General features: G+C 61.8%; 22 protein-coding genes. 14 read left to right on the top strand and 8 right to left on the bottom strand.

The window, feature by feature from the left end:
* The first annotated feature begins 98 nt into the window (after window positions 1–98).
* A complete protein-coding gene (locus tag C4J90_RS03830) occupies window positions 99–2,192 on the top strand; it encodes a TonB-dependent siderophore receptor (RefSeq protein ID WP_124419259.1) in 2,094 nt (697 codons plus the stop codon).
* Window positions 2,193–2,319: 127 nt separating this feature from the next.
* On the opposite strand, the gene hemH is transcribed toward C4J90_RS03830, so the two are convergent.
* Together hemH and C4J90_RS03820 are read right to left on the bottom strand one after the other, a co-directional pair.
* Window positions 2,320–3,345 carry a ferrochelatase gene (gene hemH / locus C4J90_RS03825; protein WP_124419258.1) on the bottom strand — a complete coding sequence of 342 codons (1,026 nt, stop codon included), beginning with the start codon at window positions 3,343–3,345 and terminating at the stop codon, window positions 2,320–2,322.
* Window positions 3,346–3,359: 14 nt separating this feature from the next.
* Window positions 3,360–4,259 carry a TIGR01777 family oxidoreductase gene (locus C4J90_RS03820; RefSeq protein ID WP_124419257.1) on the bottom strand — a complete coding sequence of 300 codons (900 nt, stop codon included), beginning with the start codon at window positions 4,257–4,259 and terminating at the stop codon, window positions 3,360–3,362.
* Between the two features lie 212 nt (window positions 4,260–4,471).
* Here C4J90_RS03820 and C4J90_RS03815 point away from each other — a divergent pair, with 212 nt between their 5' ends.
* From C4J90_RS03815 to C4J90_RS03765, 11 genes are all read left to right on the top strand, one after another.
* On the top strand, window positions 4,472–5,458 hold the full coding sequence (locus tag C4J90_RS03815; RefSeq protein ID WP_124419256.1) for an NAD(P)/FAD-dependent oxidoreductase: 987 nt from the start codon (window positions 4,472–4,474) through the stop codon (window positions 5,456–5,458).
* Window positions 5,455–5,670: a TIGR02450 family Trp-rich protein gene (locus C4J90_RS03810; protein WP_124419255.1), complete on the top strand. Its 216-nt coding sequence runs from the start codon at window positions 5,455–5,457 to the stop codon at window positions 5,668–5,670. The genes C4J90_RS03815 and C4J90_RS03810 overlap by 4 nt, the downstream gene beginning before the upstream one ends.
* 111 nt (window positions 5,671–5,781) lie before the next feature.
* Window positions 5,782–6,741 carry a DUF523 and DUF1722 domain-containing protein gene (locus C4J90_RS03805; RefSeq protein ID WP_124419254.1) on the top strand — a complete coding sequence of 320 codons (960 nt, stop codon included), beginning with the start codon at window positions 5,782–5,784 and terminating at the stop codon, window positions 6,739–6,741.
* A 3-nt stretch (window positions 6,742–6,744) separates the two neighbouring features.
* Window positions 6,745–7,674: a MerR family transcriptional regulator gene (locus C4J90_RS03800; RefSeq protein ID WP_124419253.1), complete on the top strand. Its 930-nt coding sequence runs from the start codon at window positions 6,745–6,747 to the stop codon at window positions 7,672–7,674.
* Window positions 7,675–9,114 (top strand): deoxyribodipyrimidine photo-lyase, encoded by a 1,440-nt coding sequence (phrB, locus tag C4J90_RS03795; protein WP_124419252.1) that lies wholly within the window; start codon window positions 7,675–7,677, stop codon window positions 9,112–9,114.
* Window positions 9,111–9,893 (top strand): SDR family oxidoreductase, encoded by a 783-nt coding sequence (locus C4J90_RS03790; RefSeq protein ID WP_124369522.1) that lies wholly within the window; start codon window positions 9,111–9,113, stop codon window positions 9,891–9,893. The genes phrB and C4J90_RS03790 overlap by 4 nt, the downstream gene beginning before the upstream one ends.
* Window positions 9,890–11,137: an NAD(P)/FAD-dependent oxidoreductase gene (locus tag C4J90_RS03785; protein WP_124419251.1), complete on the top strand. Its 1,248-nt coding sequence runs from the start codon at window positions 9,890–9,892 to the stop codon at window positions 11,135–11,137. Before C4J90_RS03790 ends, C4J90_RS03785 begins: the two co-directional genes overlap by 4 nt.
* Window positions 11,134–11,943 carry a DUF1365 domain-containing protein gene (locus tag C4J90_RS03780; RefSeq protein WP_124361207.1) on the top strand — a complete coding sequence of 270 codons (810 nt, stop codon included), beginning with the start codon at window positions 11,134–11,136 and terminating at the stop codon, window positions 11,941–11,943. Before C4J90_RS03785 ends, C4J90_RS03780 begins: the two co-directional genes overlap by 4 nt.
* A complete protein-coding gene (locus C4J90_RS03775) occupies window positions 11,930–13,201 on the top strand; it encodes a cyclopropane-fatty-acyl-phospholipid synthase family protein (RefSeq protein WP_124361206.1) in 1,272 nt (423 codons plus the stop codon). Before C4J90_RS03780 ends, C4J90_RS03775 begins: the two co-directional genes overlap by 14 nt.
* The gene (locus C4J90_RS03770) at window positions 13,194–13,673 is read left to right on the top strand and encodes a DUF2878 domain-containing protein (RefSeq protein ID WP_124361205.1); all 480 of its coding nucleotides are present in this window, start codon (window positions 13,194–13,196) and stop codon (window positions 13,671–13,673) included. Before C4J90_RS03775 ends, C4J90_RS03770 begins: the two co-directional genes overlap by 8 nt.
* A gap of 53 nt (window positions 13,674–13,726) precedes the next feature.
* Window positions 13,727–14,032: a YkgJ family cysteine cluster protein gene (locus tag C4J90_RS03765; protein WP_124361204.1), complete on the top strand. Its 306-nt coding sequence runs from the start codon at window positions 13,727–13,729 to the stop codon at window positions 14,030–14,032.
* A 137-nt stretch (window positions 14,033–14,169) separates the two neighbouring features.
* Here the strand turns inward: C4J90_RS03765 and C4J90_RS03760 are convergent, their stop codons facing one another.
* The 6 genes from C4J90_RS03760 to hemA all read right to left on the bottom strand — a co-directional run bounded on the left by C4J90_RS03760 (window position 14,170) and on the right by hemA (window position 19,523).
* Window positions 14,170–14,688: an acyloxyacyl hydrolase gene (locus C4J90_RS03760; RefSeq protein WP_065891717.1), complete on the bottom strand. Its 519-nt coding sequence runs from the start codon at window positions 14,686–14,688 to the stop codon at window positions 14,170–14,172.
* Window positions 14,689–14,787: 99 nt separating this feature from the next.
* On the bottom strand, window positions 14,788–15,582 hold the full coding sequence (gene murI, locus C4J90_RS03755) for a glutamate racemase (RefSeq protein ID WP_124419250.1): 795 nt from the start codon (window positions 15,580–15,582) through the stop codon (window positions 14,788–14,790).
* Window positions 15,575–16,330 (bottom strand): molybdopterin-synthase adenylyltransferase MoeB, encoded by a 756-nt coding sequence (locus C4J90_RS03750; protein WP_124419249.1) that lies wholly within the window; start codon window positions 16,328–16,330, stop codon window positions 15,575–15,577. The genes murI and C4J90_RS03750 overlap by 8 nt, the downstream gene beginning before the upstream one ends.
* Window positions 16,324–17,154, bottom strand: a complete 831-nt coding sequence (prmC, locus tag C4J90_RS03745; RefSeq protein WP_124361200.1) for a peptide chain release factor N(5)-glutamine methyltransferase — start codon at window positions 17,152–17,154, stop codon at window positions 16,324–16,326. The genes C4J90_RS03750 and prmC overlap by 7 nt, the downstream gene beginning before the upstream one ends.
* The gene (prfA, locus tag C4J90_RS03740) at window positions 17,155–18,237 is read right to left on the bottom strand and encodes a peptide chain release factor 1 (protein WP_124361199.1); all 1,083 of its coding nucleotides are present in this window, start codon (window positions 18,235–18,237) and stop codon (window positions 17,155–17,157) included. It abuts the gene before it with no gap.
* On the bottom strand, window positions 18,234–19,523 hold the full coding sequence (gene hemA, locus C4J90_RS03735) for a glutamyl-tRNA reductase (protein ID WP_124361198.1): 1,290 nt from the start codon (window positions 19,521–19,523) through the stop codon (window positions 18,234–18,236). Before hemA ends, prfA begins: the two co-directional genes overlap by 4 nt.
* Window positions 19,524–19,705: 182 nt before the next feature.
* Here hemA and C4J90_RS03730 point away from each other — a divergent pair, with 182 nt between their 5' ends.
* Both C4J90_RS03730 and lolB read left to right on the top strand, forming a co-directional pair.
* Window positions 19,706–21,430, top strand: a complete 1,725-nt coding sequence (locus C4J90_RS03730; protein ID WP_124419248.1) for a tetratricopeptide repeat protein — start codon at window positions 19,706–19,708, stop codon at window positions 21,428–21,430.
* A gap of 4 nt (window positions 21,431–21,434) precedes the next feature.
* Window positions 21,435–22,052, top strand: a complete 618-nt coding sequence (gene lolB, locus C4J90_RS03725; RefSeq protein WP_124365751.1) for a lipoprotein insertase outer membrane protein LolB — start codon at window positions 21,435–21,437, stop codon at window positions 22,050–22,052.
* The last annotated feature ends 48 nt before the right edge of the window (window positions 22,053–22,100 follow it).

Genomic DNA, 22,100 nt, shown 5'->3' with positions numbered 1-22,100 from the left:
GGTGCCCGCTCGCGGGCACCTGTAAGATGATATTACATAACAATTCATCTCACTAGACATGTTATATTGTTTCAATACCGACATTGGAACGCTCTATCATGCCGTCTCGAAAGTTTGCGCCCCTGGCCGGCCTGGCCCTGGGCTTGCTGCTCGACCCCGCCTACGCCGAAGAAAACACCCTGGAACTGGACACCATCAGCGTCACCACCGACGCTTATGAGTCGGCGACCGGCCCGGTGCAGGGCTACCGCGCGACCCGCTCCGCCAGTGCCACCAAGACCGACACCGCCCTGCGCGACATCCCGCAATCGATCAGCGTGATTCCCGCCACGGTGCTCAAGGACCTGGGCAGTACCAGCGTGGAACGCGCTTTAGAGTTTGCGGGCGGCGTCTCCAAACAGAACAACTTCGGCGGCCTGACCCTTTACGAATACAGCGTACGCGGCTTCACCACCTCGGAGTTCTATCAGGATGGCTTCAGTGCCAACCGGGGCTACCCGAGCACGCCGGATGCCGCGAATATAGAACGCATCGAAGTACTCAAGGGGCCTGCCGCCAGTTTGTATGGGCGTGGTGATCCGGGCGGCACGGTAAATATCGTCACCAAGAAGCCCCAGCCGGAAGCCTTCACGACCCTGCAAACCAGTGCCGGCACTTGGGACCGCTATCGCACAGCCCTCGACGTCAACACACCTCTGGACGCCGAGGGCAATGTGCTGTCACGGGTCAATCTGGCAGTGGAAGACAACCACAGCTTCCGTGATCACGTCGAGAGTAAGCGCGTGTTCGTCGCGCCTTCGTTCAGCTGGCAGCTGAACCCGGACACCAGCCTGCTGGTGGAAAGCGAATTCGTGCGCCACAGCTCGACCTTCGATCGCGGCATCGTCGACGTCCCTGGGGTATCACGCTCCACCTTCCTCGGCGAACCCAACGACGGCGACATCGACAACCACAACAATCGCATCCAGGCCACCCTGGAACATCACCTCAACGACGCCTGGACACTACGCCTGGCCAGCCACTACAAACAAGGCAGCCTATGGGGCGATGCGTCGGAAAGCCGTGCGCTGAATGCAGACGGCCACACTCTCAACCGCCGCTACCGCGAACGCTCCATGGGTTGGCACGACAGCATCACCCAGCTGGAACTGCGTGGCCTGATTGATATCGGCAGTTGGCAGCACGAACTGCTGGTGGGCACCGAATACGAGGACTACCGCAAGCAGGAACGCGTGACCTCTACCGACGGCAACTACCCCATCGACCTCTACAACCCGGTCTACGGCCAGCCCAAACCCAACGACAAACGCTCTGGCACCGACTTCTTCGAGCAAACCAAAAGCCACGCATTGAATCTGCAAGACCAGATCATCTTCACCGACCGCCTGCGCGGCATGATTGGCACGCGCTTTGAGCATTTCGAACAAACGGTCGACGACTTCACCCGTAACGCCCCACCCAGCCGGCAAACCCACGACGCACTCACCCACCGCGCCGGCCTGCTTTACCAGCTCACGCCCGAAATCGGCGTGTTCGCCAACGCCTCGACCTCGTTCAAACCCAACAGTGGCCTGGACGCCACTGGCAAAACCTTCAAACCCGAAGAGGGCGTGGGTTATGAAGTTGGAGTCAAGACCGAGCTGTTCGACGACCGCCTCAGCGCCACCCTCGCCGCCTTTCATATCGAAAAGCAAAACGTGCTGACCCTGGACCCGTCGACCAACACCAACCGCGCCATGGGCAAGGCGCGCAGCCAGGGATTCGATCTGCAACTGACCGGGCAAGTCACCGACGCCATCCGCGTGATCGGCGCTTTCGCCTACATCGACGCCGAAGTGACCAAGGGTGATAACACCATTCCAGCGGGCAGCCGCATCCTCGGCGTGGCCAAGCGCAGCGGCAGTCTGTTGGGGGTGTATGAGTTCCAGGACGGCGCGTTACGCGGTTCGGACCTGGGGGCGGCGTTTACCTATGTCGGTGATCGCTCCGGTGAAGCGGGCACAGGTTTCGAACTGCCCGCCTACCACACCGTCGATCTGCTCGCGCATTACAAGGCGACGGAAAATGTCACCGTGGGCCTGAACCTCAACAACCTGTTCGATGAGCACTATTACGAGCGGTCCTACAGCAGCTACTGGGTCAACCCCGGTGAGCCGCGCAACCTCACGCTCAGCCTGACCCTAAATCTCTAAGCAAACGCGTACTAAATGTGGGAGGGGGCTTGCTCCCGATAGCGGTGTATCAATCAGCAATACTGAGACTGACACCCTGCTATCGGGAGCAAGCCCCCTCCCACATTTGGCTATTCGCACGGCTTAATTACAGTGAAACAGGCGCCCGTTCACACAAGGTATTGAGCGCCGCAGCCCATTGCGGGTCATCATTCAGGCAGGGCACCAACACCAACTCTTCGCCCCCCGCCTCACGGAACTGTTCCAGACCGCGATCACCGATTTCCTCCAGGGTCTCGATGCAATCGGCGACAAACGCCGGGCACATCACCAGCAGTTTTTTCACGCCTTGTTGCGCCAAGGCCTCGAGACGCGCCTCGGTGTAGGGCTCGATCCACTTGGCGCGGCCCAGGCGGGACTGGAACGCCACCGACCATTTGCCGTCCGGCAACCCCAGCCGCGCGGCCACATCCCGGGCCACGCTGAAACACTGCGCGCGGTAGCAGGTGGCAAGCACCTCCGGGGACGCGTTCCGGCAGCAGTCAGCGTCTTTGAAGCAATGCTGGCCCGTGGGGTCGAGCTTGGTCAGGTGACGCTCAGGCAAACCGTGGAAACTCAACAGCAGGTGGTCGTAATCCTGTTCTACATACGGCTGCACACTCGCCGCCAAGGCATCGAGGTACTCAGGCTGATCGTAGAACGGCTGCAGGATCGAGAATTGCACCTTGAGTTTCTTGTCGCGCACCACGCGCCTGGCTTCCTCGATCACCGTGGTCACGGTGCTGTCGGCAAACTGCGGGTACAGCGGCGCCAGGGTCGCTTTCTGAATGCCCTGGGCGGCCAGGCGTGTCAGCACCGTTTCAAGCGAAGGCTCGCCATAACGCATCGCCAGTTCCACTGGGCCCTGGGTCCATTGCGTGATCATCTGCTGCTGCAGGCGACGGCTGAGGACCACCAGCGGCGAGCCCTCCTCCCACCAGATGGACGCATAGGCATGCGCCGACTGCTCGGGGCGCTTGATCAGGATCAGCGACACCAGCAAGCGACGCACCGGCCACGGCAAGTCGATCACATAAGGGTCCATCAGGAACTGATTGAGGTAGCTGCGCACATCGGCCACCGAAGTGGAGGCCGGTGAGCCCAGGTTGACCAGTAACAACGCGTGATCCGTCATGCAACATCCTATCTCTAGAGGCGGCTGGACAAGTCGTCCAGGGCCGCACGCAACTCAGTGAACTGGAAAGTGAAATCCGCCGCCAGCAGCCGCTCAGGCAGGGCCTTTTGCCCGCCCAGCAACAAGCCCGACAACTCGCCCAAGCCGACCTTCAATGCAAAGGCCGGCATCGGCATGAACGCCGGGCGGTGCAGCACCTGGCCCAACGTCTGGGCAAATTCGCGATTACGCACCGGGTGTGGCGCGCAGGCATTATAAGGACCGCTGGCGTCAGCCTTGTGCAGAAGAAAATCAATCAGGGCGATTTGATCCTGAATATGCACCCACGGCATCCATTGCCGACCATTGCCGATCGGCCCGCCCAGCGCCAGTTTGAACGGCAGCAGCAGGCGCGACAAAAAGCCGCCCTCGGCCGCCAGCACCAGGCCGGTACGCACCAGCACCACACGAATGCCCAGGGCCTCGGCCCGCACGGCGGTTTCTTCCCAGGCGATACACAACTGGCTGGGGAAATCGTCCTGCACCGGGCCGCACGCTTCAGTCAGTTCGCGCTCGCCGCCGTCGCCATACCAACCCACGGCAGACCCGGAGATCAGCACCGCCGGTTTGTGCTCCAGGCTTTCCAGCCATGCCAGCAGGCTTTCGGTCAGGCTGATGCGGCTGCTCCACAGCAAAGCCTTGCGTTTGTGGGTCCAGGGACGGTCGGCGATGGGCGCACCGGCGAGGTTGACCACCGCATCGACGCCGCCGATCACGTCCTGCAAGCGCCCGACACCCGCCACTTGCGCGCCGCAGACCCGCGCAACGGCCTCGGGTTTGCGGCTCAACACGGTCAAGCGATGGCCCTGGGCAAGCCAGTGCCGGCACAGTTGACGGCCGATCAAGCCGGTACCGCCGGTCAGCAAAATATGCATGGGACCCTCCTCATGTAACGTTCGCCGCCGCTCACTGGTCTATTTTATAAGCAGGGATCAATTTAATAATCGAGCGTGGCGGCCATTCAGGCCTTAGCTTAACCATAGGTCACGCCACACAATCAGGCACGCCAAAACTTATACCAAAAAACAATATTGTACAGCTATTGGTGTCGGCGTAGTCTGTACCCAACGGTAAAACGAGGCCTCCCATGACTGTCCCCATTGCGATCATCGGTACCGGCATTGCCGGTCTCTCCGCCGCCCGAGCGTTACGAGACGCGGGGCACGTTGTACAACTCTTCGATAAAAGCCGCGGCAGCGGCGGCCGTATGTCCAGCAAGCGCAGCGATGCCGGTGCCCTGGACATGGGCGCACAGTACTTCACCGCGCGTGATCGGCGCTTCGTCAACGAAGTGCAGCGCTGGCAAAGCCATGGCTGGGCGCAACAGTGGAAACCCCAGCTGTACAACTTCAAGTCCGGCCAACTGACGCCCTCTCCCGATGAACAGATCCGCTGGGTCGGTACACCGCGCATGAGCGCCATTACCCGCGCCCTGCTCGATGACCTGCCGGTGGAATTCGGTTGCCGCATCACCGAGGTGTTCCAGGGCACCCAGCACTGGAACCTGCTCGACGCCGATGGCGGCCATCACGGCCCGTTCAGCCATGTGATCATCGCCACGCCGGCGCCCCAGGCCACTACCCTGCTGGCCGCCGCACCGAAACTGGCGAGCGCCGTGGCCGGGGTAAAAATGGACCCGACCTGGGCTATCGCCCTGGCCTTCGACACGCCCCTGGATACACCGATGGAAGGCTGCTTCGTGCAAGACAGCGCCCTCGACTGGCTGGCGCGCAACCGCAGCAAACCGGGGCGTGACGTTACCGTCGACACCTGGGTGCTGCATGCCACCAGCACCTGGAGCAAGGCGCACCTGGACCTGCCCAAAGAGGCCGTGATCGAACACCTGCACGGCGCCTTCGCCGAGTTGCTGCATTGCGCCATGCCTGCGCCCTCATTCAGCCTGGCGCACCGCTGGCTCTACGCCCGACCGTCCAGCAGTCATGAACTCGGCGTGCTGGCCGATGCCGACCTGGGCCTGTTCGTCTGCGGCGACTGGTGTTTGTCGGGGCGTGTCGAAGGCGCCTGGCTCAGCGGCCAGGAGGCGGCGCGACGATTGATCGAGCACCTGCAATGAATCGCATCAACCCAGCCAAATTGCTATTGTCGAAATGGACAGCCACCTTGCCGAAAAACAAGGAAAAACACTTCCTCGTCACCGAACTGTTTCGTGACGAGGAAGGCACCGTGCTGGAGATCGAGTTGCAGGCGGTGATGACCCGACGAACCGAGCGCGTTGGCTGGCAAATATTGCAGAATACGAATAGCTGGAAAATGGGATGGCAGTAAGCCCTGCGAAAAAACCTGTACAAAATAATTGACTTGTACAAGATCAAATCTATGATGAAATTAGTTGTACAGTAATTCGCACCTGTACAGGAATTTCACAGAGGTTTGCCCATGCCCCATTCCGTGAAACCCAAGATCGGCATCAGTGCCTGCCTGCTGGGCGAGAACGTGCGTTTCAACGGCGGGCATAAACAATCCCTATTGTGCAGCCAGACCCTGGCCGAATACTTCGACTACGTGCCGCTGTGCCCTGAAGTCGCAATCGGCCTGGGCATCCCCCGCGAAACCATTCGCCTGGTCGGCGACGCGGATAATCCCCAGGCCGTGGGCACCGTCCACCGCGAACTCAACGTGACCCAGCCACTGGATGAATACGGGCAGGCGATGGCGCGTGAACATACCGACCTGTGCGGCTACATCTTTATGCAGAAATCGCCGTCCTGTGGCCTGGAGCGGGTCAAGGTTTACCGTGAGAATGGCGCACCGGTGGATGGTGGGGCGCGCGGTATCTACGCCCAGGCCTTCTGCGCACGCCATCCCAACTTGCCGGTGGAAGAAGACGGCCGTCTGAATGACCCGGTATTGCGAGAAAATTTCCTGACCCGCGTGTTCGTCTACGCCAGTTGGCAGCAACTGCTCGCCGATGGCCTGACGCGTCATCGCCTGCTGGCCTTTCACTCGCGCTACAAATACTTGCTGATGGCCCACAGCCCGGCGCACTACAAAAGCCTCGGCCAGTTGCTCGGCACCATGGGCAAGGATGACAACCTCGACGAGTTGGCCACCTGCTACTTCTGCGAACTGATGACGGGCCTTAAAAGGTGCGCCACCCGCGGTACCCACACCAATGTGCTGCAACACATCAGCGGCTACCTCAAGGCGTCGATCAGCGTCGACGACAAGCAGGAAATGCAAACCATCATCGGCCAATACCGCCAAGGCATCGTGCCTCTGGTGGTACCGCTTACCTTGCTCAAGCATCACTTTCGTCAACACCCGGACCGCTACATTGCGCAGCAGGCCTACCTGCAACCGCACCCGGAAAATCTCAGCCTGCGTAATGCGATCTAAGCCATGAACGTTGCCCTGCAAGACGAAACCGGCGAAGACATCGCCCAAGCCCTGAAAAATGGCTGGCTACCGATCCGCGAGGTGGCGCGCCAGACCGGCGTCAACGCCGTGACCCTGCGCGCCTGGGAACGCCGCTACGGCCTGATCGTGCCCCAGCGCACGCCCAAAGGGCATCGGTTGTTCAGCGCCGAACATGTGCAGCGTATCCACGCCATCCTCACCTGGCTCAATCGGGGCGTGCCGGTCAGCCAGGTAAAAGGCTTGATCGACTCCGCCCAGGCCAACCCCGAGCCGATGGAAAATGAATGGCACGCCTTGCGTCAAACTTTGATCACTGCCATTGGCGAATTGGCTGAACGCCGGGTCGACGATGCCTTCAACCAAGCCATGGCGCTCTACCCGCCACGCACACTGTGCGAGCAATTGATGTTGCCGCTGCTTCGCGAGCTTGAACAGAAATGGCAGGGTCAATTCGGCGCGCAGATGGAGCGGGTGTTTTTCCTGTCGTGGCTGCGCAGCAAGTTTGGCGCGCGGATTTACCACAACAATCGTCAACTCCACGGCGCCCCGTTGCTGCTGGTCAACCACTCCGACTTACCTCTGGAACCGCACTTGTGGCTCAGCGCCTGGCTGGCCAGCAGCGCCGACTGCCCGGTGGAGGTGTTCGACTGGCCGCTGCCCGCCGGCGAACTGGCCCTGGCGGTAGAACACCTGCAACCGCGTGCGGTGCTGCTGTATTCAAGCAAAGCGCTGCAGGTCCCGGCACTCACCAAACTGCTGGCCGGCGTTGGTTGCCCGATACTGATTGCCGGCCCCACGGTGTGCATCCACCACGCCGAGTTGGCCGCACTCACCCATGACCTCCCCGACGTGTTCGTCGCCGAAGACCCGTTGTCGGCCCATCAGATATTGCTCCAGCGTGGAATTGTCTAAATGCACTTGATCTGGCTGCGCACCGACCTGCGCCTTCACGACAACACCGCCCTGGCTGCCGCAAGCCAGCGAGGCCCGGTCGCGGCGGTTTACCTGATCACGCCGCAACAATGGCTGGCCCACGCTGACGCGCCCTGCAAGGTCGACTTCTGGCTACGCAACCTGCAAGCGCTGAGCCAGGCGCTGGCAGCCCTGAACATCCCGCTGTTGATCCGCCACGCCGACACCTGGGACCAGGCGCCCGGCGTATTGAGCCAGCTGTGCCGGGAGCTCAAGGTGCAATCGGTGCACGTCAACGAGGAATACGGTATCCACGAGAGCCGCCGCGACGCCGCCGTGGCCCAGGCGTTGGAAGCCCAGGGCGTGACCTTCCAGCGCTACCTGGACCAATTGTTTTTCCAGCCGGGTAGCGTGTTGACTAAGTCCGGCACTTACTTCCAGGTGTTCAGCCAGTTCCGAAAAGTCTGCTACACCCGCCTGCACAGCGCCTTGCCGCGCCTGGCGGTGAGCCCCAAGGCCCAGGCCCGGCTCGACGTAAAAAGCGACGTCATCCCCACCCGCGTTGAAGGTTTCGCGTCACCCAGTGAAACCTTGCGTGCCCTGTGGCCCGCCGGTGAAGACGAAGCGCGCCGTCGCCTCGACGCCTTTGCGGACGAGCAAATCAGCTATTACAAAGACGAGCGCGACTTCCCCGCCAAGCCCGGCACCAGCCAGCTGTCCGCCTACCTGGCCGCTGGAGTCGTGTCGCCACGCCAGTGCCTGCACGCGGCGTTGCAGTCCAACCAGGGCGAGTTCGAAAGCGGCGACATCGGCACGATCACCTGGATCAACGAGCTACTGTGGCGTGAGTTCTACAAACACATCCTGGTGGGTTACCCAAGGGTCTCGCGCCATCGGGCGTTCCGCCCCGAAACCGAAGCCGTGGCCTGGCGCAACGCGCCCGAGGACCTGGCCGCCTGGCAGCAAGCGCGCACCGGTTTGCCGATTATCGACGCGGCCATGCGCCAACTGCTGGAAACCGGCTGGATGCACAACCGCCTGCGCATGGTGGTGGCGATGTTCCTGACCAAGAACCTGCTGATCGACTGGCGCGAAGGTGAGCGCTTCTTCATGCGGCACTTGATCGACGGCGACTTGGCGGCCAACAACGGTGGCTGGCAGTGGAGTTCATCGACGGGTACCGATTCGGCGCCATATTTCCGGATTTTCAGCCCGTTGAGCCAGTCGGAAAAATTCGACAGCGAAGGCCTGTTCATCAAGCACTGGCTGCCGGAGCTGGCCGCGCTGAATAAGAAGGACGTGCACAGCCCGCAAGCCGCCGGCGGTTTGTTTGGAGTGGCCGATTACCCGCGCGCTATCGTTGACCTGAAACACTCCCGCGAGCGCGCCCTTGCCGCCTTTCGCAGCCTGCCCACGCGTCCAGAGAGGAGAATGGGATGAGCCTGACACCGCCCCGTCGTTATTGGTTGACCGGCGCCAGCAGTGGCATCGGCGCCGCGCTGGCCGTGGAGTTGCTCAACAGCGGCGCCCATGTGGCGCTCAGCTCGCGCACCAAAGGCCCATTGGCAGCACTCGCCCAGCGTTATCCGGGGCAGGTGCTGGTGGTGGCCGGCGACCTGACCAACAGCCAGACCGTACGCGAGATCGGTGAACGAATCGGCGAAGCCTGGGGCTCGCTGGATACGGTGATCCTCAACGCCGGCACCTGTGAGTACGTCGACGCCCGGCAGTTCGATGCGTCGATCGTCGAGCACGTGGTGCGCACCAACCTGCTGGCCAGCAGTTATTGCATCGAAGCGGCGCTGCCGCTGTTGCGTGCCGGGCGTACGCCGCACCTGGTGGGCGTGGCCAGCGCCGTGACCTATCTGCCCATGCCACGTGCCGAAGCCTATGGTGCCTCCAAAGCGGGGCTGCGCTACTTGTTCGAATCCTTGCGCATCAGCCTGTCGCCCGAGAACATCGACGTTACGGTGATCAGCCCGGGGTTTGTCGACACGCCCCTGACCGAACGCAATGATTTTCCCATGCCGTTAAGCTGGTCGGCCGACAAGGCGGCGAAGCATATCTTCGCCAAACTGGAAAAGCGCCCGCTGGAGATCGCCTTTCCGGCTATGTTCATCGCCACCTTGTGGCCGCTGTCGAAGCTGCCTAACCGGGCCCAATTGATCATCGGCAAACGCATGTTGCGCAGCCCGCCGCCGCACAAGGACGACCTGTGAAGATCGCCATTATCGGCAGCGGCATCGCCGGGCTGACCAGTGCCTACCTGCTCAGTCGGCGCCACGACATCACACTGTTCGAGGCGGGTGACTGCCTCGGCGGGCATACCCATACGGCCAACGTGACGGTCGAAGGCCAACGCTATGCGGTGGACACCGGCTTTATTGTGTTCAACGACTGGACCTATCCCAATTTCATCCGCCTGCTGGGGCAGATCGGCGTCAGGTTCAAACCTACCGAGATGAGTTTCTCGGTGTGCGACCCGAGCGCGGGGTTCGAATACAACGGCAATAACCTCAACAGCCTGTTTGCCCAGCGTAGCAACATGCTGTCGCCAGGGTTCTGGGGCATGCTGCGCGATATTCTGCGCTTCAATCGTCAGGCGCCGCAGGACCTGCAAGCGCAGCGCATCAGCGCCGACATGACCCTGGGTGATTATCTCGACGCCGGCGGTTATGGCCCGCGCTTTATCCGCCACTACATCGTGCCGATGGGCGCGGCAATCTGGTCGATGTCCTTGGCCGACATGCTCAAGTTCCCCTTGCAGTTCTTCGTGCGTTTCTTCAAGAACCACGGTTTGCTGTCGGTGAGCAATCGCCCGCAGTGGTGCGTGATCGAAGGCGGCTCCAGCTGTTATATCGAACCGCTGGCCCGCAGCTTCCGCGATCACGTACGCCTCAACTGTCCTGTGCAGAACGTGCAACGCACCGACGACGGCGTGGTTATCCACAGCCCGGCCGGCAGCGAGACGTTCGACCGCGTGGTCTTCGCCTGCCACAGTGACCAGGCCCTGGCATTGCTCGCCGACCCCAGCCAAGCCGAACAGCAAATCCTTGGCGCCCTGCCCTATGCCGACAATGACGTGGTGCTACACACCGATACGCGACTGCTGCCCGACCGCAAGCTGGCCTGGGCCAGTTGGAACTACCGGCTGAGCGGCAGTCAGCAGCATCAGGCCGCTGTTACCTACGACATGAACATCCTGCAAGGCATCGACAGCGCCACCACCTTTTGCGTGAGCCTCAACCAAACGCCGATGATCGATCCGCTGAAGATCCTGGCGCGCTACACCTATGCCCATCCGCAATACAGTCTGGCAGCGGTGGCCGCGCAGGCGCGCTGGGAAGAATTGCATGGCGCGCGCAACACGTTCTACTGCGGCGCCTACTGGGCCAACGGTTTCCACGAAGATGGCGTGGTCAGCGCCCTGCGCGTGGCCCAGGCCTTTGGGGAAACCCTGTGAACAGCGCCCTGTACAGCGGCTGGATCGCCCATCGTCGGTTTACGCCCAAGGCCCATGCCTTTCGCTACCGCATCGGCCTGCTGTACCTGGACCTCAGCGAAGAGAACGCGGTGCTTGCGCTCTCCCCCCTGGCCGGCGCGAACCGCCTGGCGCCGTTCGGCTTTCGCCAGCAGGATTACCTGCGCCAATTCACGCGCCACGGTATGAGCTTGAGCGACGCGGTGCGCCAGGAAGTCGGCAAGACCCTGGGACGCACCCCGCAGGGCGCTATCTGCCTGCTGACCCAGGCCCGCAGTTGGGGCCTGGCGTTCAATCCGGTGAGTTTCTTCTATTGCTTCGAGGCCGACGGGCAGCTGGCGGCGATCCTGTGCGAAGTCACCAATACACCGTGGCGCGAGCGCTATCACTACGTGTTGCCGACCCAGGCAATGGGCGCCGATGAGCATCAGCACTTCGCCGTGGCCAAGGCGTTCCATGTATCGCCCTTCCTGCCACGCGACCTGGAATATCGCATGAGCTTCAGCCCGCCGGCCGCCCGGCTCGGCGTGCACATGGCCGATTGGCAAGGCGCGCATAAAGTCTTCGACGCCACCTTGAGCCTGCAAAAAGAGGCCCTGACCCGCGCCAGCCTGCATCGCTATCTATGGCGCTTTCCCTGGATGACCGCCAAAACTTGCCTCGCGATTTACTGGCAGGCCCTGCGCCTGCTGCTCAAACGCACACCGATTTTCCCCCACCGAGCCGCCGATGGCGTCTCCAGCACCGCAGTCGGGTATACCAAGGACCGCCGCCATGAAATCCCCTAGCTTATCGGTCAAGACCAATCGCCTGAACGTCAACGGCATCAGCGCTGCGCTATTGCGCAAAGGCGTGTTGCGCCAACTCAGCCAATTGCGCCACGGCCAATTGGTGATCGTCGAGGACGGCGAGCGACAAGTGTTCGGCGCACGGGAAGCGCACCTGCTGGGGGAAATCCAGATCCTGGATTCGGCGGCGTGGGGCCTGGTGGCCGCCAACGGCTCTATCGGCGCCGGCGAGGCATTTATCCACGGTTATTGGAGCAGCCCGGACCTGACCGCCGTGGTGCGGGTGATGGTCAGCAACCTCGATGTGCTTGATGCGATGGAAGGTGGCCTGGCCCGCCTGGCGCGGCCGTTCACCCAGGGCCTGCACTGGCTCAACCGCAACACGCGCAAGGGCTCGCAGAAAAACATCGCGGCCCATTACGACCTGGGCAACGACCTGTTCGAGGCGTTTCTCGACCCGACCATGATGTATTCGGCAGCGCAATTTCTCAGCGCCGACGACACCCTGGAACAGGCGCAACTGAACAAGCTGGAACGCATCTGCCAGAAACTGTCGCTCAAGCCCAGCGATCACCTGCTGGAAATCGGCACCGGCTGGGGCAGCATGGCGCTGTACGCGGCGCAGCATTATGGTTGCAAGGTCACCACGACCACCTTGTCCAAAGAGCAGTTTGCCTACACCGCGCAGCGCATCGCGGCGGCGGGCCTGCACAGTCAGGTGACGGTGCTGCTGCAGGACTACCGCGACCTCACGGGTGTGTACGACAAGCTGGTGTCCATCGAAATGATCGAAGCGGTAGGCCATCGCTTCCTGCCTACGTATTTCAAGCAGTGTGCGCATTTGCTCAAACCCGACGGCCTGATGCTGCTGCAAGCCATCACCATTCGCGAACAACGCTTTGAGCAGGCCAAGCACAGCGTCGACTTCATCCAACGCTACATCTTTCCCGGCGGCGCCCTGCCCAGTGTGCAGAACATGCTGCAGATCGTCTGCCGCGACACCGACATGAACCTGCTGCACATGGAGGATTTCGGCCTGCACTACGCACGAACCCTGCGCCTGTGGCATGAGAACTTTCGCCGCGCCCATGGCCGCCTCGCCGAGCTTGGCTACGACGAGTACTTCCTGCGCTTGTGGGAGTTCTACCTGTGCTACTGCGAGGGCGGCTTCATGGAGCGCACGATTGGCACCGCGCAGTTACTGCTGGCCAAGCCTGCGGCAATCAACCCGCCGTTGCTCGGGCGCTTCAGTGCTTAAATCCCTGGCGAATGCCGCGTTGTTCCAGTGCGGCTGGTTTGCCTGTGTGCTCGGCGGCGACAGCCTGTGGCTGCTGGTGGGGCTGGCGGTATTGGTGATCAACCTGCTGTGGATAAGTCCGCTGGCGGATGACGGGGTGCTGATCATCGGCGTGACGCTCGCCGGCACGCTGCTCGACACGCTGTTGCGCACACTTGGGGTTTTCCACTTCAGCGAACCGGGGCCGTTGATTCCGTTCTGGTTGATGTTGCTGTGGGCATTGCTGGCGACCACCCTGCGCCATTGCCTGGCTTGGAGCGCCCGGCCCTGGTGGCGTGCCGCCCTGTTGGGCGCGGTGGGTGGGCCGTTGTCGTATTACGCCGGCAGCCAATTGGCTGGCGTGCAGTTTGGCTATGGACTGGGGCCGACAATGGCCGGGCTGGCGGTACTTTGGGCCGCAGTGTTTGTCGGCATGCAGCGGTTGGCTCACTGACGTCCGTCGCGCATTCCTACACCCATGGCCTGCTTGGCTTACACTGCGCGCCTATGACCAACATCCCCCACATTCAAATCACCGAACCCGCCGTCACCTGCTCGACGTGTGCGGCCTGCTGTTGCCAGTTGGAAGTCATGCTGATCACCGACACCGGCGTGCCGCAGCGCTATATCGATACCGACGACTGGGGCGGCGAAGTGATGCTGCGCCTGGATGACGGCTGGTGTGCGGCGCTGGACCGGAACACTATGATGTGCACGATCTATGAGCTTCGGCCGTTGATTTGCCGGGAATTCGAGATGGGGGCGCCGGAGTGTCTGGAAGAGCGTGCAGGTATTGCTACGGTCTACCGCTGATACGGCGATAAGTACAAATCCAAATGTGGGAGGGGGCTTGCTCCCGATAGCGTTGTGTCAGTCACCTATAATTTGACTGACCGGCCGTCATCGGGGGCAAGCCCCCTCCCACATTGGTTTTTCGGTGTTCTTGAACGTTACAACGGCATGGTGTAGTGCAGCGCGTAGCTCTCTACCCCATCGTTGTTGCTGCTGATCCCGGCGTTGGAATAGTGCGTGGCGCGAATGCCCACTTCATGCCCGCCGGCAAACCGCAGGCCGAAACCCAGGCGGTCTTCGAACTGGAAGGACTGGCCGATGTTGTTGTCTTCCAGTTGGGTGCGGGAGAACAACGCCACGCCGATCCCGGCCTCGATGTAGGGTTTGACCGACTCGCCGGCAAACTCATACACAAACACCGGCGAGAACGACAGGCTGCTGGCGCCTGCACGGTCATCACCTTCCCAATACGTATAAGCGCCGCTCCAGTAGCCTGTCAGGCGACCGACATTGCTCTGCATCCAGCTTTTGTCCCAATCCGAGGTCAGGCCCAGACGGTAGGTCAGCGTTGAATCGCTGGTGCTGCCCAGCCCGAACTCCAGGCCGGCGGCCTGGGTGGTAATAGAGTGTCCCACCATCACAGCCGCAATAGCAGCCATACAGAACAAGCGCTTCATAGAAACTACCTTTGCGAACGAAGTTGTTGGTTATTTACAGGCCATCTCGCTATAGAAGCTGACGTAGAGCCAGAAGTTCAGCGAGATTTCACGAAATTTTCACGAAGCGAAGCTTCGCACAACTCCAGGATGTTTCCATAGTATCGGTAGGATATTTCTTAGGTGATACACATCGCCGCTGGTCCAGAACTGCGCAGGCAGCGGGGAACCACTGGCGAGCAAGCCGCGTTCGCCCAGTAAGCGCTTGAGCTGGCGCGCGACGGCGGCGCCGGTGTCGATCAGGATGATGCTCGGGGGCAGCATCTGCGCCAGCAGTGGTTTGAGGAAGGGGTAGTGGGTACAACCGAGGATGATGGTGTCGCAGCCAGCGCTGAGCAGCGGATCGAGGTAACCCTGCAATAACTGGCGCAGCGCCGGGCTGTTCAGGTCGCCGGTCTCAATCAGCTCTACCAGGCCCGGACAGGGCTGGGTAACCACCCGCACGTCGGTGGCGAAACGGTCGAGCAAGGCGGCGAACTTGGCGCTTTGCAGGGTACCGGTGGTGGCCAGCACGCCGACCACGCCGCTGCGTGTCGCAGCAGCCGCCGGTTTTACCGCAGGCTCCATGCCGACCAGGGGCCAATCGGGGTAGTCCTGGCGCAAATCGGCAACGGCGGCGACCGTGGCGGTGTTACAGGCGATCACAAACGCCTTGGCCCCCTGCCCGCGAAAGAACTCGGCGACCCGCCGCGAGCGCTCGCGGATGAAGGCCGGGGTTTTCTCGCCATAGGGAATGTGCCCGCAATCGGCCACGTACAGCAGTGACTCGTGGGGTAACAACTGCTGGATTTCGTCCAGTACCGACAAGCCGCCGACCCCGGAATCGAACACACCGATGGGCGCGTCGTTAACCATGTTGCGTCCCACACACGCTGCAACCAGGGTCGCGTTTGACGCGCAACTCACGAAAGCGCGTGGTCAACGCATCGATCAGCAACAAACGCCCTACCAGCGGCTCGCCAAACCCGACCAGCAGCTTCAACGCTTCCAACGCTTGCAGGCTGCCGACCAGTCCTACCAAAGGGCCGATTACACCGGCTTCGCTGCAGGTCAGTTCGGTGTCGCTGCCATGCCCGTATAAGCAGTGGTAGCACGGGCTTTCGGGGCGCCGTGGGTCGAAGACCGACAACTGCCCTTCAAGGCGAATCGCCGCGCCACTGATCAAGGGTTTGCCGGCCATGACACAGGCCGCGTTGACCGCTTCGCGGGTGGAAAAATTGTCGCTGCAATCGAGTACCACGTCGACGGCGGCGACGGCTGCCGCCAACGAATCGGCATCCAGCGCGGCGCGGTGAGCGAGCAGCGCGACCTCGGGGTTGAGGGCGCTCAGCCGCTCCATGGCCGAATCGACCTTGGTCTGCCCCACGCTGTCGCTGTCGTGGATGATCTGGCGCTGCAGGTTGGTCAGGTCGACCGTGTCGAAATCCGCCAGATGCAACTCACCTACGCCAGCGGCGGCCAGGTACAGCGCAACCGGCGCACCCAGCCCGCCCAGGCCGACGATCAGGGCGCGGCTGTTTTTCAAGCGCAACTGGCCGTCGATGTCCACATGCTGCAACAGAATCTGTCGGCTGTAGCGCAATAGCTCCTGGTCGCTCAGCACGGGCGGCGTCCCAAGGTGATGCGCTCATGGCCGCCAAGGTCGATGCGGCTGTGCACCTCTTCAAAGCCTTCACCGAGCAACAGCTCGCGCACGGCCGAGGCCTGGTCGTAACCATGCTCCAGCAACAGGCGGCCACCGGCATTCAAGTGAGCCGGGGCCTGTTTGATGATCAGGCGCAGGTCGTCCAGCCCGTCATCGCCGGCCACCAGCGCACTGGCCGGCTCGAAACGCACATCGCCGGCTGCCAGGTGTGGATCGTTGGCGGCGATATACGGCGGGTTGCTGATGATCAGGTCATAGGTGTGGCCTTGCAACGCGCCGAACCAATGGCTAGTGAGCACCACGGCGTTATTGAGGTGCAGCCGCTGGCGGTTGCGCTCGGCCAAAGCCACCGCTTCAAGCACGCGGTCGACGGCCGTGACCTGCCACATCGGCCGTTCACTGGCCAGGGCCAGGGCGATGGCGCCGCTGCCGGTGCCCAGGTCAAGGACCTCGGCGGGCATGGACGGCAACAATTCCAGGGCGGTTTCCACCAGCAACTCGGTATCCGGACGCGGGATCAGCGTGTGGGGGGCGACCTCCAGGTCCAGCTTCCAGAAGCCTTGCTGGCCGAGGATATAGGCCACCGGCTCACCGCCGCGACGGCGTTGCAGGTAGCCGGCAAAGGCCAGGGCGTGCTCGCTGCTGACGATCTTTTCCGGCCAGGTGTGCAGGTAGCTGCGGGACTTGCCCAACGCAGCGGCCAGCAGCAATTCGGCATCCAGGCGCGCGGTGGGCGAGTCGGGCAGGTCGGCGGCACGCAACAGGCTGGCGATGATGGTCATTTATTCACCTATCGCCGCCAATTGATCGGCTTGGTATTCGGCGAGCAGCGGCTCGATCACGGCATCGACGCCACCGGCGAGAATTTCATCCAGGGAATACAGGGTGAGGTTGACACGGTGGTCGGTGACCCGGCCCTGGGCAAAGTTGTAGGTGCGGATTCGCTCGGAGCGGTCGCCCGACCCCACCAGCAGCTTGCGCTCGCTGGCGATCGCGTTGGCGGCGGCGCTGGTTTGCTGGTCATTGAGCTTGGCCGACAGCCAGGACATCGCCCGCGCACGGTTCTTGTGCTGGGAACGCTCTTCCTGGCATTCCACCACAATGCCGGACGGCAAGTGAGTGATGCGGATCGCCGAGTCGGTCTTGTTGACGTGCTGGCCGCCCGCGCCCGAGGAGCGGTAGGTGTCGACGCGCAAGTCCGCCGGGTTGATCTCGATCGCTTCCTGCTCGTCCGGCTCGGGCAACACCGCCACAGTGCACGCCGAGGTATGGATACGGCCCTGGGACTCGGTCGCCGGAACACGCTGCACGCGGTGCACGCCGGATTCGAACTTCAGCTTGCCGTAGACGTTATCACCCTCGACCCGCGCGATGACTTCTTTATAGCCGCCGTGCTCACCTTCGTTCTCGGAGAGGATTTCCACACGCCAGCCGCGACGCTCGGCATAACGCGAGTACATGCGGAACAGGTCGCCGGAGAAAATCGCCGCTTCGTCGCCACCGGTGCCGGCGCGGATTTCGAGGAACACGTTGCGCCCGTCGTTAGGGTCTTTAGGCAGCAACATGCGTTGCAGATCGCCTTCCAGCTCGACGAGTTTTTCCTTGGCCTCGCGCACTTCTTCCACGGCCATTTCGCGCATGTCCGGGTCGCTGTCTTTGAGCAGCGCCTGGGCGCCCTCGAGGTCGGCCTGCACTTTGAGCAGGTTTTTGTAGGTGGCCACGATGGGCTCGACTTCGGCGTATTCCTTGGAATAGGCACGGAACTTGGTTTGATCGGCAATGATCTCGCCATCGCCGAGCAAGGCGGTCAGTTCTTCGAAACGGTCCTGGAGCACATCCAGTTTATTGAGCAGTGACGCTTTCATTGCGGTTTTTTATCCGAAGAGCTGTCTGACGCGCCCTCACCGAGGGCAAAGAGTTCCTGAGCCATGGCCAGCGCATCGAGGCGGCCTTCGGCAGTCAATTTTTTAAGCTGTACGCTGGGGGCGTGGAGCAGCTTGTTGGTCAGGCCACGGGCCAGCTGCATCAACACGTCTTCGGCGCTGCTGCCATTGGCCAACAAACGCTGGGCCTTGATCAGCTCCTCATCGCGCAGGCGTTCGCCCTGCTGACGATACGCCTTGAGCACATCCACCGCCGCCAGTTCACGCAGGCGCACCATGAAATCTTCAGCGCCGGTGCTGACCATCTCCTCAGCGGCCTGGGCGGCGCCCTGGCGACTCTTGAGGTTTTCGGCGACCACTTCGTGCAGATCATCGACGCTGTAGAGGTAAACGTCGTCCAACTCGCCGACTTCTGGCTCGATATCCCGGGGAACGGCGATATCCACCATAAAGATTGGTTTGTGCTTGCGCAGCTTCAACGCGCTCTCGACCGCGCCTTTGCCCAGGATCGGCAACTGGCTGGCGGTGGAGCTGATGACGATGTCACTGCGCACCAGCTCAGCCGGGATGTCCGACAGCAGCACGGCATGCGCACCGAACTGCTCGGCGAGGATGCTGGCGCGCTCAAGGGTGCGGTTGGCCACCACAATGCGCTTCACACCCAGTTCGTGCAGGTGACGCGCGACCAGGGTAATGGTTTCGCCGGCACCGATCAGCAACGCCTGGCTGCGCTGCAAGTCGCTGAAAATCTGCTTGGCCAGGCTGACGGCGGCAAACGCCACGGAAACCGGGTTCTCGCCAATGGCCGTGTCGGTGCGCACCTGCTTGGCGGAATTGAAGGTGGCCTGGAACAGGCGGCCCAGCAGCGGGCCGACAGTGCCGGCCTCGCGGGCCACGGCATAGGCTGACTTCATCTGGCCAAGAATCTGCGGTTCGCCCAACACCAGCGAATCGAGACCGGCCGCCACGCGCATCATGTGACGAACGGCCGCATCGTCTTCGTGCACATAGGCACTGGCGCGCAGGTCATCTAGGCTCAAATGGTGGTAATCGGCCAGCCAGCGCAGCACAACATCGGCAGACAGGTGTTCCTGCTCTATATAAAGCTCACTGCGATTGCAGGTCGAAAGGATTGCAGCTTCGCGGCTGTCGGTAAGCCGGCAGAGCTGCTGCAAGGCCTCAACCAACTGCTCTGGCGTAAACGCTACGCGCTCGCGCACGTCTACCGAGGCAGTCTTGTGGTTAATACCGAGTGCGAGAAAGGCCATTCACTATCGCTGATGATGTCGGGAAGCCGACAATTGTCCTACTTCGAAAGATCCAGAACAACCACCGTCGTCTATTGTCCCTATACGTTGTGCCTATAAAGGCATCCATTGAGACTCGGTTATGTTTGGCCGAAGGCTTGTGTCATGATGATCCGACCGCAGGTTAGTCGTCCTCTTCCTATATGAATAGATCTTCCGCGTTGCTCCTTGCTTTTGTCTTCCTCAGCGGCTGCCAGGCCATGGCACCCGTGTCGCCGGACGCTACAGCGCCGGTGGAAGACAGCCCCCCCGCCCCTGAAAAGCCCAAGGTTTATTCCTCGTTCAGCGAAGAAACGGTCTACAGCCTGCTGACCGCAGAACTGGCCGGCCAGCGTAATCGCTTCGATATTGCCCTGGATAACTACGTGACCCAGGCCATCAATACTCAAGACCCCGGTATCTCGGAACGCGCGTTTCGTATCGCCGAGTACCTGGGCGCCGACCAGGCCGCACTGGATGCCTCGCTGATCTGGGCAAAAAACGCCCCGGACGACCTGGAAGCCCAACGAGCGGCAGCTGTGCAGCTGGCACGCGCCGGGCGCTATGACGACTCCATGGTCTACATGGAAAAAGTCTTGCAGGGCAAAGGCGACACGCATTTTGACTTCCTTGCGCTGTCGGCCGCCGATACCGATCAGGACACACGCAATGGCTTGATGAAAAGTTTCGACCGCCTGCTGCAAAAGCATCCGAAGAACAGCCAGCTGATTTTCGGCAAAGCCTTGCTGCTGCAACAGGACGATGAAGCCGACGCCGCCCTCAAGCTGCTGGAGCAGAACCCGCCGGAAGACGGTGAGATTGCACCGATCCTGCTACGCGCCCGCCTGCTGCAGAACCTCAACCGCAGCAAGGAAGCGATTCCACTGCTGGAAAAAAGCATCAAGAAATATCCGGACGACAAGCGCCTGCGCCTGACTTACGCGCGGATGCTGGTTGAGCAGGACCGCATGGAAGACGCCAAGGTGCAGTTCGCCAATCTGGTCCAGCAATACCCGGACGATGACGAACTGCGTTATTCCCTGGCGCTGGTGTGCCTGGAAGCCAAGGCCTGGGACGAGGCCAAGGGTTATCTTGAAGAGCTGGTCGCGCGCGAAAGCCATGTGGACTCGGCGCACCTGAACCTGGGCCGCATCGCTGAGGAACGCAACGACCCGCAGGCGGCCTTGCTCGAGTACGCCCAGGTCGGCCCAGGCAATGATTACCTGCCGGCCCAGTTGCGCCAGGCCGATATTCTGATGAGCAATGGCCGTACCGACGAAGCGGAGAAGCGCCTGGCCGCGGCCCGCGATGCCGAACCGGACTACGCGATCCAGTTGTATCTGATCCAGGCCGAGACCTTGTCGGCCAATAACCAGGGCGAACGCGCCTGGAAATTGTTGCAACAAGCGTTGCTGCAATACCCCGACGACCTCAACCTGCTCTACACCCGCGCCATGCAGGCAGAAAAACGCAACGACCTGGCGCAGATGGAAAAAGACCTGCGCCTGATCATCAAGCGCGACCCGGACAACGCCATGGCCCTCAACGCCCTGGGCTACACCTTGTCCGACCGCACCACGCGCTACGCCGAAGCCAAGGTGCTGATCGAACAGGCCCACACGCTCAACCCGGAAGACCCGGCCGTGCTCGACAGCCTGGGCTGGGTCAACTACCGCCTGGGCAACCTCGACGAGGCCGAGCGCCTGCTGCGCCAGGCGCTGGAGCGCTTCCCGGACCAGGAAGTCGCCGCCCACCTGGGCGAAGTGCTGTGGGCCAACGGCAAGCAACGCGAAGCGCGACAAATCTGGGAAAAATTCCTCAAGGAACAACCCGAAAGCCCCATCCTGCGCGGCACCATCAAGCGCCTGACCGGATCCGAGACCCTATAAGCTTATGTTCTTGCGCCACGTTATCGTTTTCAGCTTCATCGCCCTGCTCGCCGGTTGCGCGGGCGTAGGCAACCGCGAATCCGTTGAAGGCCAGGGCAACCCGGCACAATGGCAACAGCACAAGGACCAGCTCAGCAGCATTGACGGCTGGCAGATCGAAGGCAAGGTCGGAGTGCGCGCGCCGAAAGATTCCGGCAGCGGCACCTTGTTCTGGCTGCAACGCCAGGATTACTACGATATTCGCCTCTCCGGCCCGTTGGGTCGCGGTGCAGCCCGCCTGACCGGTCGACCGGGGCAAGTCAGCCTTGAAGTGGCCAACCAGGGCCGCTACGAAGCGACCTCCCCGGAAGAGCTACTGGAGCAGCAGATCGGTTGGAAGCTGCCCGTTTCACACCTGGTCTGGTGGGTGCGCGGCCTGCCCGCGCCGGACAGCAAAAGCCGCTTGAGCCTCAATGGCGACAGTCGCCTGGCCTCCCTGGAGCAGGACGGCTGGCAAGTCGAGTACCTGAGCTATGTGCAGCAGAACGGCTACTGGCTGCCCGAGCGCATCAAACTGCACGGCACCGACCTTGACGTCACGCTGGTGATCAAGGACTGGCAACCGCGTAAATTGGGGCAATAACGTGACTGTCGCAAAACTCACGCTGCCCTCTCCCGCCAAACTCAATCT

It is taken from the genome of Pseudomonas sp. R2-60-08W, assembly GCF_003852335.1.
GTDB lineage: Bacteria > Pseudomonadota > Gammaproteobacteria > Pseudomonadales > Pseudomonadaceae > Aquipseudomonas.
This window is presented reverse-complemented; position numbering and strand designations above follow the sequence as displayed.